The 15,183-nt window shown below is 70.5% G+C and carries 17 protein-coding genes and 1 pseudogene; 9 read left to right on the plus strand and 9 right to left on the minus strand.

Annotated elements, in window-relative coordinates:
* Positions 1-18: 18 nt before the first annotated feature.
* The 3 genes from ACWEVP_RS35685 to ACWEVP_RS35695 are packed head-to-tail and all read right to left on the minus strand — an operon-like array spanning position 19 to position 2,074.
* Positions 19-429: a PPOX class F420-dependent oxidoreductase gene (locus tag ACWEVP_RS35685; protein ID WP_452066977.1), complete on the minus strand. Its 411-nt coding sequence runs from the start codon at positions 427-429 to the stop codon at positions 19-21.
* A gap of 17 nt (positions 430-446) precedes the next feature.
* Positions 447-1,508 (minus strand): SGNH/GDSL hydrolase family protein, encoded by a 1,062-nt coding sequence (locus ACWEVP_RS35690; protein ID WP_452066978.1) that lies wholly within the window; start codon positions 1,506-1,508, stop codon positions 447-449.
* Positions 1,505-2,074, minus strand: coding sequence for a TetR/AcrR family transcriptional regulator (locus ACWEVP_RS35695; protein ID WP_452066979.1), 570 nt, complete (start codon positions 2,072-2,074; stop codon positions 1,505-1,507). Before ACWEVP_RS35695 ends, ACWEVP_RS35690 begins: the two co-directional genes overlap by 4 nt.
* Before the next feature lie 64 nt (positions 2,075-2,138).
* On the opposite strand from ACWEVP_RS35695, the gene ACWEVP_RS35700 reads away from it, so the two are divergent.
* Positions 2,139-2,351, plus strand: coding sequence for a KTSC domain-containing protein (locus tag ACWEVP_RS35700; protein ID WP_452066980.1), 213 nt, complete (start codon positions 2,139-2,141; stop codon positions 2,349-2,351).
* 6 nt (positions 2,352-2,357) lie between these two features.
* On the opposite strand, the gene ACWEVP_RS35705 is transcribed toward ACWEVP_RS35700, so the two are convergent.
* Genes ACWEVP_RS35705 through efeU form a run of 4 tightly spaced genes read right to left on the minus strand, consistent with a single transcriptional unit; the run spans position 2,358 to position 6,062 of the window.
* Complete coding sequence (locus ACWEVP_RS35705) at positions 2,358-2,795, minus strand: VOC family protein (protein WP_452066981.1); 438 nt, start codon at positions 2,793-2,795, stop codon at positions 2,358-2,360.
* A 26-nt stretch (positions 2,796-2,821) separates the two neighbouring features.
* The gene (gene efeB, locus ACWEVP_RS35710; protein ID WP_452066982.1) at positions 2,822-4,078 is read right to left on the minus strand and encodes an iron uptake transporter deferrochelatase/peroxidase subunit; all 1,257 of its coding nucleotides are present in this window, start codon (positions 4,076-4,078) and stop codon (positions 2,822-2,824) included.
* On the minus strand, positions 4,075-5,220 hold the full coding sequence (gene efeO, locus ACWEVP_RS35715) for an iron uptake system protein EfeO (RefSeq protein WP_452066983.1): 1,146 nt from the start codon (positions 5,218-5,220) through the stop codon (positions 4,075-4,077). Before efeO ends, efeB begins: the two co-directional genes overlap by 4 nt.
* A complete protein-coding gene (gene efeU / locus ACWEVP_RS35720; RefSeq protein WP_452066984.1) occupies positions 5,217-6,062 on the minus strand; it encodes an iron uptake transporter permease EfeU in 846 nt (281 codons plus the stop codon). The genes efeO and efeU overlap by 4 nt, the downstream gene beginning before the upstream one ends.
* Before the next feature lie 367 nt (positions 6,063-6,429).
* Here efeU and ACWEVP_RS35725 point away from each other — a divergent pair, with 367 nt between their 5' ends.
* Positions 6,430-7,176, plus strand: a complete 747-nt coding sequence (locus tag ACWEVP_RS35725) for a murein transglycosylase (protein ID WP_452067003.1) — start codon at positions 6,430-6,432, stop codon at positions 7,174-7,176.
* A gap of 217 nt (positions 7,177-7,393) precedes the next feature.
* On the opposite strand, the gene ACWEVP_RS35730 is transcribed toward ACWEVP_RS35725, so the two are convergent.
* Positions 7,394-7,798 carry a tetratricopeptide repeat protein gene (locus ACWEVP_RS35730; protein WP_372664581.1) on the minus strand — a complete coding sequence of 135 codons (405 nt, stop codon included), beginning with the start codon at positions 7,796-7,798 and terminating at the stop codon, positions 7,394-7,396.
* A 72-nt stretch (positions 7,799-7,870) separates the two neighbouring features.
* Here ACWEVP_RS35730 and ACWEVP_RS35735 point away from each other — a divergent pair, with 72 nt between their 5' ends.
* The 7 genes from ACWEVP_RS35735 (at position 7,871) to ACWEVP_RS35765 (ending at position 15,038) form a co-directional block, all read left to right on the plus strand.
* Positions 7,871-8,332 carry a VOC family protein gene (locus ACWEVP_RS35735; protein WP_452066985.1) on the plus strand — a complete coding sequence of 154 codons (462 nt, stop codon included), beginning with the start codon at positions 7,871-7,873 and terminating at the stop codon, positions 8,330-8,332.
* A gap of 60 nt (positions 8,333-8,392) precedes the next feature.
* Positions 8,393-9,679 carry a phosphopyruvate hydratase gene (eno, locus tag ACWEVP_RS35740; RefSeq protein WP_452066986.1) on the plus strand — a complete coding sequence of 429 codons (1,287 nt, stop codon included), beginning with the start codon at positions 8,393-8,395 and terminating at the stop codon, positions 9,677-9,679.
* A 232-nt stretch (positions 9,680-9,911) separates the two neighbouring features.
* On the plus strand, positions 9,912-10,274 hold the full coding sequence (locus ACWEVP_RS35745; RefSeq protein WP_364452528.1) for an FtsB family cell division protein: 363 nt from the start codon (positions 9,912-9,914) through the stop codon (positions 10,272-10,274).
* Between the two features lie 15 nt (positions 10,275-10,289).
* A complete protein-coding gene (locus ACWEVP_RS35750; RefSeq protein ID WP_452066987.1) occupies positions 10,290-10,799 on the plus strand; it encodes a DUF501 domain-containing protein in 510 nt (169 codons plus the stop codon).
* A gap of 140 nt (positions 10,800-10,939) precedes the next feature.
* On the plus strand, positions 10,940-12,112 hold the full coding sequence (locus ACWEVP_RS35755) for a lytic transglycosylase domain-containing protein (RefSeq protein WP_452066988.1): 1,173 nt from the start codon (positions 10,940-10,942) through the stop codon (positions 12,110-12,112).
* A gap of 9 nt (positions 12,113-12,121) precedes the next feature.
* Complete coding sequence (locus ACWEVP_RS35760) at positions 12,122-13,075, plus strand: Ppx/GppA phosphatase family protein (RefSeq protein ID WP_452066989.1); 954 nt, start codon at positions 12,122-12,124, stop codon at positions 13,073-13,075.
* A gap of 337 nt (positions 13,076-13,412) precedes the next feature.
* Positions 13,413-15,038: a peptide ABC transporter substrate-binding protein gene (locus ACWEVP_RS35765; protein WP_452066990.1), complete on the plus strand. Its 1,626-nt coding sequence runs from the start codon at positions 13,413-13,415 to the stop codon at positions 15,036-15,038.
* Here the strand turns inward: ACWEVP_RS35765 and ACWEVP_RS35770 are convergent.
* Positions 14,980-15,183, minus strand: a pseudogene (locus ACWEVP_RS35770) (transcriptional regulator); the annotation flags it as partial. The gene ACWEVP_RS35765 and the pseudogene ACWEVP_RS35770 sit on opposite strands and share 59 nt — an antisense overlap.

The following is a 15,183-nucleotide window of genomic DNA, read 5'->3' on the forward strand; positions in this document are numbered from 1 at the left end:
CCGCGGTCGTCCGGGGTGTCACACGTTGCGGATGTTGCTCTCCAGCTCCAGCGGCTCGCGATCCCAGTCCTCGACCCCGAAGGCCAGGATCCGCTCGGGGTGGATCCGGATCACGGCGTCGTCGAAGTGGTTGTCCGGCAGGTTCACCCCGGTCAGCGCCTCCGCGCGGCCGCGGATCTCCAGGCAGCGCACCCGCCACGGGTTCGTCGACGGCAGGTCGTCGACGACGAACGCCACCCGGCCGTTCTCCCGGACGTTGCGGAACTTCTTGCTGCCGCTCAGGTTGTGGCCGGTGACGTCGATGGCCTTCTCCTCCGCGTTGTACCGGAACCCGACCGGGTTGACCTGCAGGGTTCCGTTCGGCTGCTGGGTCGCCAGCCGGCCGAGCGGCTGGGCGGCGAGGTACTCGAGCTCTGCTTCGGTGAACATGCCACCAGCCTTCAACTTCAAGGGAGGTTGAAGTCAAGCAGTGGCGCGAACCGGGACGCGATCCGCTGGTGGGCCGGACCGTCCGGGTGCAGCTCGTCCGGCAGCGGGAACTCGGCGTAGTCCTCGGGCCCGTACAGCGACAGCCCGTCGACGTAGTGCAACGCCGGGTCCTCGCGCTGCGCCACGATCTCCGCCAGCGCGTCGCGGATCACTTCCAGGGTGAGCTTCCCGTCGCCCGGTTCGCCGGTCGCCCGGAAGCGCACGACACCGGAAGCCAGCGCCGCGTGGTCGAAGTCGCCGGGACCCGGCGTCCGCTCGTGGATCGGGCAGTACAACGGCGAGACGACCAGCAGCGGCGCCGACGGGTGGCCGTCGCGGATGGTGTCGAGGAAGCCGTGCACCGCCGGCCCGAACGCGCGCAGCCGCATCACGTCCGCGTTGACGACGTTGATGCCGAGCTTCACGCTGACCACGTCCGCCGGGGTGTCGCGCAGCGCGCGGGCGGTGAACGGGTCCAGCAGCGCGTTCCCGCTGAAGCCGAGGTTGACCAGCTCGACCCCGGCCGAAAGCGCGGCCAGCGCGGTCCACGTCGCCGACGGGCTCGCCGCGTTCGAGCCCTGGCTGATCGAACTGCCGTGGTGCAGCCACACGCGGTCCGCGCGGGAAGCGGGCGTGACCGGCGCGTCGGTGCGCAACGCGACCAACGTCGTCAGTTCGTTGTGCGGCAACCAGATCTCGACGTCCTTGTCGTGCCCGGGCAGGTCCGCGAACCGCACGCCGGCGGGCGCGGTCGCCTGGGCGGCGAGCTTGCCGTCGACCAGCAGGTCGTAGCCGCCGTCGGGCCGCGGCGGCGCGCCCGGGTACTCGACCTTCGTCGGCAGCGTGTCGAGTTCGATCACCCGGGCCGTCGTGCGGAACCGCAGGCGGACGCCGGCGGGCTGCGCCTCGGCCATCGCGAGCCGCGGGTCGGTGTTCTGTGCCCGCGCGCGGGCCGGCAGCCGGTGCGGGACCAGGCCGCGCGGGGTCTCTTCGAGTTCGAGGGCGCCGCGGACGAGGTCGGTCAAGGGCGTGGTGATCATGGGCGTGGCCAATCGCGAAGCAGGGAATCGATTACGTCGAGGAGGCGGGTCCAGCTCTCGGGAGCCGCGGGCGGGCTGTGGTCGAAGCCGCCGTCGGCTTCGAGGGCGACGAACCCGCGGACGAAGCTGCCCAGCAGCCGGACCGCGTGCGTCTGGTCCGGCCCGGTCAGGTCGTAGCCCCGCAGGATCGCGCGCATCAGCTCCGCGTGCCGCCCGCCCGCGCTCGCCGCCGCGGTCTCCGCGTCGAGCCGCAGCTGGGCCGCGGCGAACCGGCCGGGGTGCGCCCGGGCGTAGTCGCGGTGGACGTCGGCGAACGCGATCAGCGCGTCCCGCCCGGACCGGCCGGCCAGCGCTTCGGCCGCCCGGTCGGCGAGCTCTTCCAGCGCCAGCAGCGCGATCCGCGTCCGCAGGTCGTGCGCGTTCTTGACGTGCGAATACAGGCTGGCGACCTTGACGTCGAACCGGCGCGCCAGCTCCGACGGCGTGACGTTGCCGAACCCGACCTCGTCGGCCAGCTCGGCGCCCGCCTGAACCAGCCGCTCGGTCGTCAACCCGACGCGAACCATCCGCCACCTCCTAAAGCCACTGTAGATTTACCTAAAGACTTTAGGCAAGGAGATAATGAGTGACATGCGCCGCCACGCCGTCAGCTCGTCGACGATCGCGTCGATCGGCTACGACCGGGAGGAACACCTCCTGGAGATCGAGTTCGTGAACGAGAGCGTCTACCGGTACCGGCTGGTGCCGGAGTCCGTGCACCGCGACCTGATGGCGTCGTCGAGCCACGGCCGCTTCTTCAACACCCGCATCCGCGACAAGTACCCGACGGAACAGGTGGACTAGCGCCGGTCAGCTCTTCTTCAGTTCCTCGGCGAGCATCACGATGATGCCGCTGGGGCCGCGGACGTAGGTGAGCTTGTAGACGTCCTCGTACGTGGCCACGCCGCGAAGCGGATGGCAGCCGTGCTTCGCGGCGATCTCGAGGGCTTCGTCGATGTCGTCGACGGAGAAGGCGACCCGGTGCATGCCGATCTCGTTGGGGCGGGTGGGCTCCGACTCGATCGCTTCCGGGTGGAGGTACTCGAAGAGCTCGAGGCAACCGTGACCGTCCGGCGTCCGGAGCATCGCGATCTTGGCGTGGTTGCCATCGAGGCCGACGGCGGTGTCGGTCCACTCGCCACTGACCGTGTCGCGGCCGACGACGGTGAGGCCCAGGTCGGTGAAGAAGGCGATCGCCGCTTCGAGGTCGCGAACGGCGATGCCGACGTTTTCGAGTTTGATGGCCATGCGGCGGATGGTATCGGTGCGCGGCTCTAGGCGAAGAGCCCTTCGCCCCAGTAACCGGTCTTCGAGACACCCGGCGGCACCGCGAAGTGCGCCGAACCCGTGTGCTGGACGTACTCCATCATGGCGTCCTTGGACGACAGCGCCTGCTGCATCGGCACGTACTGCTTCCGCGTGTCCCGGTTGAACGCCAGGAAGAACAGCCCCGCCTCGAGGTGCCCGACGCCGTCGGAACCGTCGACGAAGTTGTAGCCGCGGCGCAGGATCCGCACGCCGTTGAGCGCCTGGTGCGAAGCCAGCCGGACGTGCGCGTCCGCCGGGATCACCTTCTCGCCGCCCGCGCCGCCGACGTCGAGGTCCAGCTCGTCGAACTCCGCGGTCTGGCCCAGCGGGGCGCCGGTGCCCTTCGTGCGGCCGATGATCTGCTGCTGGCCGTCGAGGGTTTCGCGGTCCCACGTTTCGATGTGCATCCGGATCCGGCGCGCCACCAGGTACGAGCCGCCCGCCATCCAGGCCTGGCCGTCGGCTGCCGAAGCCCACACCTGGTCACGCAGGAAGTCCGTGTCCTCGGACTTGATGTTGTTCGTGCCGTCCTTGAAGCCGAACAGGTTCCGCGGCGTCTGCTGCGCCCGCGACGTCGACGAGCTGCGGCCGAAGCCGAGCTGAGACCAGCGGACCTCGGTGACGCCGAAGCCGAGCCGCACCAGGTTGCGGACCGCGTGCACCGCCACCTGCGGGTCGTCCGCGCAGGCCTGGATGCACAGGTCGCCGCCGCTGCGGGCCGGGTCGAGCTTGTCCTTCGGGAACAGCGGCAGGTCGATCAGCTGCGGCGGCCGCTTGCCCGCCAGGCCGAACCGGCCGTCGAACAGCGACGGCCCGAAGCCGATGGTCAGCGTCAGGTTCGACGCCGGCAGGTCGAGCGCCTCGCCGGTGTCGCCAGGCGGCGCGTACTCGCCGCCGCCGACCGCGCCGTTCGCCACGACCTCCTGGCCCGCCGTCATCCGGCGGGCCGCGTCGGTCCACGTCTTCAGCAGCTGCTGCAGCTTTTCGCGGTCCTTCGTGGTGACGTCGAGGGCCGCGAAGTGCAGGTTCGCCTGGGTCGGCGTGACGATGCCGGCCTGGTGCTCCCCGTCGAACCCGACGGTGTTCACCGCCGCCTCGGCGCTGCCCGTCGCCTTGTCGATCCCGATCCCGGCGGCGGCCCCCGCCCCGGCGAGCGCGACTCCCGCGCCCGCCAGGCCGAAGAGCTTCCGCCGCGAAACCCGCGTGCCCTCTGCCGCCGTCACTTCGACACGACCTCCGCAACCTTGCTCAGCGGCTCGCTCAGCGCGTCGACGGCCGAAGCGAACTCCTTGACCTGGTCCTGGGAAAGATCCGTGTAGAGCTTGAAGCCGTCACCCGCGCGCTGCTTGTCGAGCAGGCCCTGTACGTTCGCGAACTCCTTGTCCAAAGTGGACACCAGGGCCGGGTCCTTCGCCTGCAGGATCGGCCGCAGCGAGGTGATCGCGCCCTTCGAACCGTCCACGTTGGCCTGGAAGTCCCAGAGGTCGGTGTGCGAGAAGGTCTCCTCCTCGCCGGTGATCTTGCCGGTCGCGACCTCGTCGAGCAGGCCCTTCGCGCCGTTCGCGAGGTCGAGCGCGGTCAGCTCCAGCGTCTTCGTCTTCGCGACGAGGTCCTTGACGTCGGTCAGCAGCTTGTCCGCGATCTGCGGGCTGCCGGCCTGCAGGCCGGTCTTGAACAGGTCCTTCTCCAGCCGGTGGAAGCCGGTGAACTGCTGACCCGGCTCGAGGTCGGCCTCGCGGACGTCGATGGCCGGGTCCAGGTCGCCGAACTTCTCGGCGACCGGCTCGATGCGCTCGTAGTAGACGCGGGTGCGGGCGTACGCGGCCTTCGCTTCGTCGACCTTGCCCGCCTTGACCAGGCCGACGAACTTGCCCGTCTCCTCTTCGAGGGCGGCTGTGTTGTTGGCGATGTAGTCGTTGTAGCTCTTGGTGGCCTGGGCCTTCTGCGCGTTCGCGTCGCCCTGCTTCGGCGCGCCGCCGGTGACGGTGAAGTCGCCGCGGATGCCGTTGCCCGCCATGCCCGGCTTGCACGCGGTCTGGTACTTGCCGGCGTCGGCGACCTCGACGATCAGCCGCCGGTTCAGGCCGGGCGCGATGTTCTCGACCTCGCCCATGATCCGGTCGCCCTCGGCGTAGAGGTAGAACTCGGTGACCTTGCTGCCCTTGTTGGTGATCTCGAAGGTGACGTTGCCCGCGTTGGCCGTCGTGGCGGAGACCTCGCACGCGGTGTCGGACGCCGAGACCTTGATCGGGCCACCGTCCGCCGCGGCACCGGCGGTGTCGCTCTTGCTGTCGCAGGCGGCCAGCGTCACCAGCACGGCGGCGCCGGCCAGTACGGCCAGCGAGGGGGTCTTGCGCACGGTCACTCCTTCGAGGCGGCCGCGACGGCGGGCGCCGGCGCGGTCTTCTTGCTGGGCTTGAGGAACAGCGGCAGCACGACGGCGACGTAGGCGACCCAGGCGACGGCCTGCAGGACGGTCGTCTGCTGCGAGTAGTTGAAGATGCCCTTGAGCAGGGCGCCGTACCAGGACGTCTCGGGCAGCGTCGCCGACGCGTCGAAGGCGAGGGTGCCGATCCCCGGCAGGAAGGCGGCCTCCTGCAGGTCGTGCAGGCCGTAGCCGAGCACGCCCGCGGCGACGAACACGAGCAGGACGCCGGTGATCGTGAAGAACTTGCCCAGGTTGAACCGCACCGCGCCCCGGTAGAGCAGCCAGGCGAGCACGACGGCGGCCCCGATTCCGATGGCGAAGCCGATCAGCGGCTGCACGCTGTTCTCCTGCGCGGCCTGGACGGTCGAGTAGAAGAAGACCGCGGTCTCGAGGCCTTCGCGCCCGACGGCGAGGAACGACAGCAGCAGCACGGCCGCCGGGCCGACGTCCAGCGCGTCGTCCATCTTCCCGCGCAGCTCGGCGGCGATGCTCTTCGACGCCTTGCGCATCCAGAAGATCATCGCGGTGACGAACACGACGGCGACGATCGACAGGCTCCCGCCGAGCAGCTCCTGGTGCTCGAAGGACAGCTGGGCGGTCGTGAAGGTCAGGACCGCGCCGACGGCGACCGACAGCAGCACGGCGGCGCCGACGCCCGGCCACACCCAGCGCAGTGCGTGGCGCCGGTCGGTCTTGACCAGGAACGCCACCAGGATGCTGACGACCAGCGCGGCTTCCAGGCCTTCGCGCAGCCCGATCAGCGCGCTCGAGAACAACACCGGTCCGCCTCCCTGAGTTTCTGCTTCCGAGATGGTTTTAGGTAAGGCTTGCCTGTAAGTCCAGTGCGCGCCCGCCCGCTCGAAACGATGCAATCGGGCAAACAGGGCATCGACCTGAAGTTAGGTTAGGGTAACCGCAGGTCAGGGGCCTGCGCGTCGACTCGATAACGAAATCTGTGATGTCGCTGGCAGTGGGCTTGTTTTAACCTTCCGCTTGCCTGATCAGGCTGTCGGGTGACCCCCTTGAGTGGCTCCGTAACCTGATCGGGTGGCCGATACCGCTCAGCCGACCGTCACGCCTCCGTCGTCGCCCCCGGGCGGCCCACCGCGGCGGTACGTCGGCCGGATCGCCCTCGCACTCGGGCTGGTGGTCACCGGCGTGATCCTGGTCGTCACCATCGGTGTCCGGAACCCGGACGAGCCGGCCGCGCCGCCGCCGGTCCAGCCGGCGCTGGCCATCCCGGAGCAGCGCCCGCAGCCCGGCGCCGAGTCGCCGCGCGCCGGGCTCGCCGCGCCGGTCGACCGGCCCGCGGTGTCCGACCAGGCCGAGCTGGACGCGTGGGCGGCGCGCGTCGCGGACAAGACCCACCTGCCGTCGCGCGTGCTCGCCGCGTACGGCCGGGCGGAGATGTGGATGCAGCGGCAGAAGCCGACCTGCCACCTGTCGTGGGCGACGCTGGCCGGCATCGGCCGGGTGGAAACCGAGCGCGGGGACTTCGACCTCTCGGCGATCGCGGCGAGCGGCCGCGTCGTGAAGCCGGTGGTCGGCCCGCCGCTGGACGGTTCGCCGGGCGTCCCGGCGGTGCACGACACCGACGGCGGGAAGCTCGACGGCGACAAGTCGTGGGACCACGCGATCGGGCCCCTGCAGTTCCTGCCGTCGACGTGGAAGAAGTACCAGGAGCGGGCCAACGGCGACGGCGGCGCGCCGGACCCGCAGAACATCGACGACGCGGCCTTCACGGCGGCGCGCTACCTGTGCTCGGGCGGCGACGACCTCGGCACGCCGGCGGGGTGGTGGCGGGCGATCCTGTTCTACAACCCGGGAGTCGCCTACGGCCAGGACGTGTTCAGCGCGGCGGACGCCTACGCGGAGGCGAGTGTCGCGCCTTAGAGCTCGCGGTCGGCGAAGAACGGCGTGACGGCCATCAGGACCAGCAGCAGCAACCCGGCGTAAGCGCCCAAGGTGGCGAAGATCGACATTTCCGGTTCCTCCCTCGTTCGGTCTGGAACCAGCTTCGCCGCTCACGGGGGTCGCGCGGATCGGCCGACGGGCCCGCGTTGATCGGCCGAAAGTCCGAGGCCGCCCGGGCCGATCGGCCCTGGTGCCCTCAGGAGTCGCGCAGCGCGATGTGCGCCTTGACCTCGCTGATCGCTTCGAGGTACTCCGGCACCGGGTTCATCGCCGACGCCATCCGCATCTGGGCCAGCGCCTCGACGAACCGGCCGAGGCGCTGCAGGGTCCGGCCGAGGATGAACCGGGCGTAGTGGTCGGTCGGGTCCAGCTCCAGCACCCGCGTGAACGCCTGTTCGGCGCGGCGCAGCTGCGCGGAGTGGAAGTACGCGCGCCCGGCCAGCAGGTGCACCGACGGCTTGTCCGCCTCGGTCTCCAGCAGGGGCTGCAAAGCCTTCAGCGCGTCCAGCGGACGGCGGCGGCCGACCAGATCCTCGGCCTGGCGGAAGGCATGGAACCGCGACTCCTCGGGAGGCTGCGAAGCAGCTGCGGCGTCCGTCATGGTCACTCCCACGTTACCTCGGAAGAGGGGGTTGCACACGCCGCCGATCGGGACGTGGTGGACTTGTCCGCCATGAGCAGCCCGTACCGGGGCCTGGCGCCCTACCTGTACTACGCCGATGCCACCGCGGCGCTCGCCTGGCTGACCAGGGTCTTCGGGTTCACGGAGGAAGTCCGGTTCTGCGACGGCGCCGGCGAGGTGTTCCAGGCGACGCTGTGCGCGGGCGAGGCGCGGATCCAGATCGCGGGTGTCGGTCCGGACTACTGGCAGGCCAAGGGGGTCGACGGGCCGGTCGGCCAGCTCAACATCCTCTACGTCGACGACGTCGACGACGTGTACGGACGCGTCGAGGCGGCGCTCGGCGACGAGGGCGAGCTCGACCCGCCGCAGGACCAGCCCTACGGCGCCCGCGTGTTCACCGTCGCCGACCTCGGGGGCAACAGCTGGACGTTCTGGCAGCAGACGTCCGAGACCGTCGAGCTGCCGCCGGGCTGGCAGGCCGTCCGCGCGGGCGGTGAGTCCTCCAACGGGTGAACAGCCACGACGGCTAGGCTGGGGCCGAAACCGCAGGCACGACGCACCGAGGAGCATGGCGTGGCTCTCATCGAGCAGGTAGGCGCGCGCGAGATTCTGGACTCGCGTGGCAACCCGACCGTCGAGGTGGAGGTGGCTCTCGACGACGGCACGCTGGCGCGGGCCGCGGTCCCGTCGGGTGCGTCGACCGGTGAGCACGAAGCGGTCGAGCTGCGGGACGGCGACACCGGCCGCTACAACGGGAAGGGCGTCGAGCGGGCGGTCGCCGCGGTGCTCGACGAGATCGGCCCGGAGATGGTCGGCATCGAGGCCGTCGACCAGCGGATCGTCGACCAGAAGCTGGTCGACCTCGACGGCACGCCGGCGAAGTCCCGCCTCGGCGCGAACGCCATCCTCGGCGTCTCGCTGGCCGTCGCGAAGGCCGCCGCGGAGTCCGCCGAGCTGGAGCTGTTCCGCTACCTGGGCGGGCCGAACGCGCACGTGCTGCCGGTGCCGATGCTGAACATCCTCAACGGCGGTTCGCACGCGGACAGCAACGTCGACGTCCAGGAGTTCATGATCGCGCCGATCGGCGCGGAGACCTTCCGCGAGGCCCTGCGCTGGGGCACCGAGGTCTACCACTCGCTGAAGTCCGTGCTGAAGGGCCGCGGCCTGGCCACCGGCCTTGGCGACGAGGGCGGCTTCGCGCCGAACCTCGGCAACAACCGCGAGGCGCTCGACCTGATCGTCCAGGCCATCGAGAAGGCGGGCTACGCGCCGGGCCGCGACGTCGCGCTGGCCCTCGACGTCGCCGCGACGGAGTTCTTCGGCGACGGCGCGTACACCTTCGAAGGCGCGAAGAAGAGCGCCGAGCAGATGTCGGCCTACTACGCCGAGCTGCTGGCGAACTACCCGCTCGTGTCCATCGAGGACCCGCTGAGCGAGGACGACTGGGACGGCTGGGTCACCCTGACCGCCGAGATCGGCGACAAGGTCCAGATCGTCGGCGACGACCTGTTCGTCACCAACCCGGACCGCCTCGAGGAGGGCATCACCCGCCGCGCCGCCAACGCGCTGCTGGTGAAGGTCAACCAGATCGGCACGCTGTCGGAGACGCTCGACGCGATCTCGCTGGCCACGTCGTTCGGCTACAAGTCGATGATGAGCCACCGCTCCGGCGAGACCGAGGACACGTTCATCGCGGACCTGGCGGTCGCCACCGGCGTCGGCCAGATCAAGACCGGTGCCCCGGCCCGCGGCGAGCGGATCGCCAAGTACAACCAGCTGCTGCGCATCGAGGAGACCCTCGGTGACGCCGCCCGATACGCCGGCGAGCTGGCCTTCCCGCGGTTCAGCGCCGAGGGCTGAGCCCGCGATGGCGGACCGGGGGAGGACGACGCGCAACCGCCGCGGCGGTGGCGGGGCTTCGCGGGCCGGTGGGACCGCACGGGCCCGCCGCCCCGAGGCGGCGCGGCGGCGCACCGGGGCGGCCGGTCCCGAGGCCGCCCGGCGACGCACCGGCGACGTGGAGACGACCCGGGCCCGGCTGCGCCGGAGCCTGGCGGCGAAGCGCGCGTCCGGTGCGGCGAAGGTGCTCGGCATGTCCACCACCCGCCGCGCGGCGGTGGTGGCGATCGTGGTGTGCGCGCTGGCGTTCACCATCGCCGTGCCCCTGCGCACCTATCTCGCCCAGCGCACCGAGATCCGCGAGCAGCAGGCCCAGCAGGCCCAGCTGCAGCAGACGGTCGCCCAGCTCCAGGGCCGCAAAGCGGAGCTGAGCGACCCGGCGCAGATCGAGGCGGAGGCCCGGCGGCGGCTGCGGTACGTCAAGCCGGGCGAGACGCCGTACATCGTCCAGCTGCCCGAGGACAAGGCCCCGGACGCGGCACCCCAGCAGGGACAGCAGCCGGCCGCGGCGGGCTCCTGGTACGAGAACCTCTGGAACCAGGTCTCCGGCGGCTGAACTAACCTGGGCCGCGTGAACAGCACGCAGCAGCACCGGTACGAGCCCGTCACCGACGCCGACCGCGAGATCATCGCGGAGCAGCTTGGACGGCCGCCGCGGGCGCTGCGGGCCGTCGCCGCGCGGTGCCCGAGCGGGCACCCCTCCGTGGTGCAGACCAGTCCGCGGCTGGAGAACGGCACGCCGTTCCCGACGCTCTACTACCTGACCTGCCCGAAGCTGAACTCGATGATCGGCACCATCGAGGCCTCGGGGCTGATGAAGGAAATGACCGAGCGGCTGTCCACCGACCCCGAGCTGGCCGCGCAGTACCAGCGCTGCCACGAGACCTACCTCGCCGAGCGCGACGCGATCGAGCCGCTCGGCCACCAGGTCACCGCCGGCGGCATGCCCGGCCGCGTCAAGTGCCTGCACGTGCACGTCGCCCACTCGCTCGCGGTCGGTCCCGGCGTCAACCCGTTCGGTGACGAGACGCTGGAGCTCCTTAAGGCGAACGGGTGGCCCACGGGTGACTGCGCCGCGTAACGCTCGCACGTCGTGAACAGATAACTGGTCTGGGTGAGCGAAAACCCCATTCGGAACTCTCGAAGGGGTGAAACCTCGCGTCGGGTACGGCAGGCTGTCACCCGAGCAGGTGACCGATCCGGCCAGGAGGGCTCTGAGACATGCGCGTGTGGCGGCTGCCTGACGCAGTCGGGAGTCACGCCCGAAGATTCGGGCTCCGCCACCGCACCGCGTTCCCCCTGATCACCGGCATTCTCGCGGTGATCCCGGCGCTGGCAGCCGGTGGCGGCACCCTCGGCTGGCTCGGCGGCAGCGGTGACCACACCCGCGACGCCGCCCTCGGCCAGGGCTACGACCCCGGCAACGCCGCCCTCCAGCAGATCGCCGTCGACGGCACGCTCCCCGGCGCCCCCACTCCGCTGCCGCTCCCGGCGTACGAACTCCCCGACGGCCCCCTCGGCATCCCGGCCACCGCGCTCGCCGCGTACAAGAACGCCGCCGACATCCTCGGCCGCGAGCTGCCCGCGTGCCACATCGACTGGGCCCTGATCGCCAGCATCGGCCGGATCGAGTCCAACCACGCGCGCGGCGGCTACGTCGACGCGAACGGCACCACCCGCGAGCCGATCCTCGGCCCGCAGCTCAACGGCCAGGGCGGGTTCGCCGCGATCCCGGACACCGACCACGGCGAGCTCGACACCGACCCGGTGTGGGACCGCGCGGTCGGCCCGACGCAGTTCATCCCGGCGACGTGGAAGGGCTACGCCTCCGACGGCAACGGCGACGGCAAGTCCGACCCCAACAACCTCTTCGACGCGGCCCTGGCGACCGGCCGCTACCTCTGCTCCGGCGGCTTCGACCTGGCGAACCCGGACCAGCTGCGCGGCGCGATCTACCGGTACAACAACTCCGACACGTACGTGAACACCGTGATCCTGTGGGCCGAGGCCTACCGCAACGGGATCATGCAGGTGCCGGACAGCACGGTCCCGATCGGCGCGCCGAACGCGGCGGCGCTCCCCGCGCCACCGGCGATCCCGCCCCCGCCGGTCCCGACGACGACGCCACCGGCGCCCACGACCACGCCGACCACCCCGGGCACGACCTCGACCAGCCCGACGACGTCGAAGCCGGCCTGCTCTCCGCCGACCACGACGGTCACGACCACGACCGAAACGTCGACGACGACCACTCCGCCGCCCCCGACGACGACCGGAACCGGCCAGACCACGCCGAACCCGACGACCACGCCGCCACCCCCGACGTGCGGGACGATCACCTCGACGACCACGACCACGACGACCACGACCGTGGGGCCGCCACCCGCCGGTTAGGGTGATCGCATGCCTCGTGTTGCCGCGATCGACTGTGGGACCAACTCCATCCGCCTGCTCGTCGCCGAGCTGACGCCGCGCCACGACGGCACGGTCGACCTGCGCGACCTGCACCGCGAGATGCGGATCGTCCGGCTCGGCCAGGGCGTCGACGCCACCGGGCAGCTGGCGCCCGAAGCGATCGAGCGCACGAGGGCCGCGCTCGCCGACTACACGATCGCCGCCCGGCGCAAGGGCGTCGAGAAGGTGCGGATGGTCGCCACCTCCGCCACCCGCGACGCGAAGAACCGCGACGACTTCTTCCGCATGACCCGCGAGACCCTGGGTGTCGAGGCCGAGGTGATCACCGGCGACGAGGAGGCGCGGCTGTCCTTCACCGGCGCGGTGGGCGAGCAGGACCCGGACGACGGCCCGTTCGTGGTGGCCGACGTCGGCGGCGGCTCGACCGAGCTGGTCCTCGGCACGTGGGACGGCCGCGAGGCCGAGGTGCTCGCCGCGAAGTCCGTCGACATCGGCTGCGTCCGCATCACCGAGCGCGCGCTGAAGAGCGACCCGCCGGCCGCGGAGGAGATCGCCGCCGCCCGCGACCTGGCGGGCAAGGTCCTGACCGAGGCGTTCGACGTGGTCGACGTCGCCCGCGCCCGCACCTGGGTCGGTGTGGCGGGCACGGTGACGACGCTGTCGGCGATCGCGCTCGGGCTGCCGGAGTACGACAGCGAGCGCGTCCACCTGTCCACTTTGAGCGCGGCGGACATCGACCGGCTGGCGGCGAAGCTGCTGTCGGAGAACCACGCGCAGCGAGCGGCCAACCCGGTGATCCACCCGGGCCGGGTGGACGTGATCGGCGGCGGCGCGGTGGTGGTCCAGACCCTGGCCGAGCAGCTGGCCGCGCGGGGCGGCCCGACGGAGCTGCTCGTCAGCGAACACGACATCCTCGACGGCATCGCGCTCTCGCTCGCCTGACCGGTGACCGGGACGGGCGCCGGCCTGCCGCCGCGGCGCCGTGGTGCGGACCACGCGGCCCCGGTGGTCCGGAGCCGGGCGCCGCGCTCTTCCTCGCCCGACCGATCGTTCGGCCGCCCCAAAGGGCTTGTGCCGCAAGCAAACCGTGGGTGAGCGCGCGATGACCACCTGTCCACGCTAGGCCGTCCGGAGTATCCGGATTCCTACGTTGGTTGTGCTCCAACCAGGTGGTCCCGACGACCGTCACACATTTGCAACACCGCAGTCCTGTGATCAGCTTCCCGCCCCCCGATAGCGTGCGTCTCACCTTTCGGACACACCGGATATGGAGGGGATCATGCGTCGTTCGCGCAGGCTCTGGGGACCCACGGTGGTGATGACTTCGCTGGCACTCGTGCTCGCCGCGTGCGGCGGCGGGTCGGGCAGCTCCGCGGGCGCCGGCGAGACGAACCCGGACGGCACGGTCAGCGTCTACGGCACCGAGCCGCAGAACGCGCTGGTCCCGACGAACATCAACGACCTCGGCGGCACCAAGGCGATCCAGGTCATGTTCGCCACGCTCGTCGGCTTCAAGGGCGCGGACGCCAAGCCGTTCAACCTGATGGCCGACTCGATCACCACGACCGACTCCAAGGTCTACGACATCAAGATCAAGCAGGGCTGGAAGTTCCACGACGGCACCGAGGTGAAGGCGCACAACTTCATCGACGCCTGGAACTACGGCGCCTACGCCCCGAACGGGCAGCTCAACACCGACTTCTTCTCGAACATCCAGGGGTACAAGGACGTCCACCCCGAGGACGAGAACGCCAAGCCGGCCACCGACAAGATGTCCGGCCTGGTGCAGAAGAACGACTACGAGTTCCAGGTCACCCTCGACGCGCCGTTCTCCGTCTTCGACATCAAGGTCGGCTACCAGGCGTTCGCGCCGCTGCCCGACGCGTTCTTCAAGGACCCCAAGGGCTTCGAGCAGCACCCCATCGGCAACGGGCCGATGAAGTTCGTCTCGCGGACGCCCAACCAGGACATCAAGCTCACCCGCAACGACGACTACAAGGGTGACGACAAGGTCCACTTCAAGGACCTCGACATCAAGATCTACTCGAGCCAGGAGACCGCCTACCAGGACCTGCTGAGCGGGCGGCTCGACTTCATGGAGGCGCTGCCGCCGTCGGCGGTCGCGGGCGGCAAGTACAAGTCGGACCTCGGTGACCGGCTGGTCACCGGCCACCTGCTCGGCATCAGCACCATCGCCGTGCCGTACTACGTGCCCGGCTACAACAACCTCGAGCTGCGCAAGGCGATCTCGATGTCGATCGACCGCGCGCAGATCACCAAGACCGTCATGAACGACACCTACGTGCCGGCGGACGGCTACATCTCCCAGGGCATCCCCGGCGCGCGCTCGGGCGTGTGCCAGTTCTGCAAGTACGACCCGGCGGCCGCCAAGGAGGCCTTCCAGAAGTCCGGCTTCACGGGCAAGCTGACCATCGCGTCCAACGCGGACGGTGGCCGCAAGGAACCGCTGGTCGCGGCGTGCAACAGCATCAAGAACACCCTCGGTGTCGAGTGCGACTTCGTGCCGGCCACCGACTTCGGCCAGTGGCGCAGCATCGTGACCGGCAAGAAGCTGACCGGCATGGGCCGCTCGGACTGGTCGGCGGACTACCCGTCCATCGAGGACTTCCTCAACCCGATCTACAAGACCGGCGGGTCCTCGAACGACTCCAGCTACTCGAACCCGCAGGTCGACGCGATCCTCGCGCAGGCCGACGGCACGGCCGACAAGGACGCCGCGGTCAAGCTGTACCAGCAGGCCGAGGACCTGATCGCGAAGGACCTGCCCTCGATCCCGGTGTGGGACGAGAAGGGCGTCGCGGCGAAGTCGAAGAACCTCAAGTCCGCGGCGCTGGACTTCCGCCGCATGCCGGACTACCCGTCCATCGAGGTCCTGAAGAAGTGACGCGCTGACCGACCGCACCCACCACACGCCGTCGTGAGTGAGAAACAGGGTTGGACGCCGTGGCCTCGTCGTAGGCGAGGCCCATGTATCCACGTGGGACACCCAGGCCGTCGGCGATCCGCGTGAGCACGTCGTAGGCCATGAC

It is taken from the genome of Amycolatopsis sp. NPDC003865 (assembly GCF_053605345.1).

Excerpts from the sequence above, each read along its gene's own strand:
- ACWEVP_RS35685 (WP_452066977.1), bottom strand. The coding sequence starts at position 429 with ATGTTCACCGAAGCAGAGCTCGAGTACCTCGCCGCCCAGCCGCTCGGC.
- ACWEVP_RS35690 (WP_452066978.1), bottom strand. The coding sequence starts at position 1,508 with ATGATCACCACGCCCTTGACCGACCTCGTCCGCGGCGCCCTCGAACTC.
- ACWEVP_RS35695 (WP_452066979.1), bottom strand. The coding sequence starts at position 2,074 with ATGGTTCGCGTCGGGTTGACGACCGAGCGGCTGGTTCAGGCGGGCGCC.
- ACWEVP_RS35700 (WP_452066980.1), top strand. The coding sequence starts at position 2,139 with ATGCGCCGCCACGCCGTCAGCTCGTCGACGATCGCGTCGATCGGCTAC.
- ACWEVP_RS35705 (WP_452066981.1), bottom strand. The coding sequence starts at position 2,795 with ATGGCCATCAAACTCGAAAACGTCGGCATCGCCGTTCGCGACCTCGAA.
- ACWEVP_RS35730 (WP_372664581.1), bottom strand. The coding sequence starts at position 7,798 with ATGACGGACGCCGCAGCTGCTTCGCAGCCTCCCGAGGAGTCGCGGTTC.
- ACWEVP_RS35735 (WP_452066985.1), top strand. The coding sequence starts at position 7,871 with ATGAGCAGCCCGTACCGGGGCCTGGCGCCCTACCTGTACTACGCCGAT.
- ACWEVP_RS35745 (WP_364452528.1), top strand. The coding sequence starts at position 9,912 with ATGTCCACCACCCGCCGCGCGGCGGTGGTGGCGATCGTGGTGTGCGCG.
- ACWEVP_RS35755 (WP_452066988.1), top strand. The coding sequence starts at position 10,940 with ATGCGCGTGTGGCGGCTGCCTGACGCAGTCGGGAGTCACGCCCGAAGA.
- ACWEVP_RS35760 (WP_452066989.1), top strand. The coding sequence starts at position 12,122 with ATGCCTCGTGTTGCCGCGATCGACTGTGGGACCAACTCCATCCGCCTG.
- ACWEVP_RS35765 (WP_452066990.1), top strand. The coding sequence starts at position 13,413 with ATGCGTCGTTCGCGCAGGCTCTGGGGACCCACGGTGGTGATGACTTCG.